General features: G+C 63.3%; 1 protein-coding gene. It reads left to right on the forward strand.

All coding sequences use genetic code 11. From position 1 onward, the window contains the following. Positions 1–124 precede the first annotated feature (124 nt). Positions 125–1,360, forward strand: coding sequence for an IS256 family transposase (locus ACT3S6_RS15860; protein WP_443349367.1), 1,236 nt, complete (start codon positions 125–127; stop codon positions 1,358–1,360). The last annotated feature ends 54 nt before the right edge of the window (positions 1,361–1,414 follow it).

Genomic DNA, 1,414 nt, shown 5'->3' on the forward strand with positions numbered 1-1,414 from the left:
CGGTAGTGCCCACTACCGTGGTGTACGTTGCCGGCCCTTTGGGCGTGGCTCCCGAACATAAGGCGGCCACCGCGTGATTCTTGAAACGACCTACCAAAGTACGTTTCGAAAGAGAGTCCACGCGATGACCGCACCCCATATTATCGACCCAGCCCGCTTCCTGTCCGAACAACTCGAACAAGCCTCCCCGGACCTGATGCGCCAGATGCTCACCACGTTCATCAACGCCCTGATGAGCGCCGAAGCCGAGACCGTCTGCGGAGCCGAATACGGTGCCCGCTCCGAAGACCGAAACACCTCCCGCAACGGATACCGCCACCGCGACTTCGATACCCGCACCGGCACCCTGGACGTCGCCATCCCCAAGCTGCGGCAAGGCTCATACTTCCCGGACTGGCTCCTCGAGCGCCGCCGCCGCGCCGAGACCGCCCTGACCACCGTCGTGGCGACCTGCTACCTCCTGGGAGTCTCCACGCGCCGGATGGAAAAGCTCGTGGAAACCCTCGGGATCACTCGGCTGTCGAAGTCTCAGGTCTCGCTCATGGCCGCGGACCTCGACGAACAAGTCGAACAGTTCCGGACCCGGCCTCTGGATGCCGGCCCCTATGCGTTCGTGGCCGCGGACGCCCTGGTGTTGAAGGTTCGCGAAGGCGGCCGGGTGGTCAACGTTCACGCGATGATCGCCACCGGCGTCAACGCCGATGGGCACCGCGAAGTCCTCGGCATCCAGGCCTCTTCCGCCGAAGACGGGGCCGGCTGGCTCGGATTCTTCCGGGACCTGGCCGCCCGTGGGCTGACCGGGGTGAAGCTGGTGACCTCCGACGCCCATGCAGGCCTCGTCGCAGCGATCGGGGCCACCCTGCCGGGCGCTTCATGGCAACGGTGTAGGACCCACTACTCGGCAAACTTGATGTCGGCGACGCCCAAAAGCAGCTGGCCATGGGTGAAGACGTTGTTGCATTCGGTCTATGACCAGCCCGATGCCGCTAGCGTGTATTCGCAGTTCGATCGGGTCTTGGATGCCTTCGAAGACAAGCTGCCCAAGGTCGCCCAGCACCTCGAGGCCGCCCGTGATGACATCCTTGCCTTCGCCGCCTTCCCTAAAGGTTTGTGGCGCCAGGTCTGGTCCAATAATCCCCAGGAGCGATTGAACCGTGAGATCCGGCGGCGGACCGACGTCGTAGGGATCTTCCCCGACCGAGATGCGTTGATCCGTCTCGTTGGGGCCGTGTTGGCCGAACAGCACGATGAGTGGATCGAATCCCGCCGCTACCTCGGCCTTGACCTCATCCAGCAATCCCTCGCCGTTGGCACTGAGCAGAAGGAGGAAATCGATACCGATCTGGCGCTGAGCACCTAACGAACATCAAGAATCACGTGGCGTCCGACTTACACCACGCAAATGGGCTTGACC

Origin of the sequence: Arthrobacter sp. AOP36-C1-22, assembly GCF_052377515.1 — a bacterium.
GTDB lineage: Bacteria > Actinomycetota > Actinomycetes > Actinomycetales > Micrococcaceae > Arthrobacter_H.

What these genes read in the sequence shown, in the direction of transcription:
- ACT3S6_RS15860 (WP_443349367.1), top strand. Translation starts at nt 125, where the DNA reads ATGACCGCACCCCATATTATCGACCCAGCCCGCTTCCTGTCCGAACAA.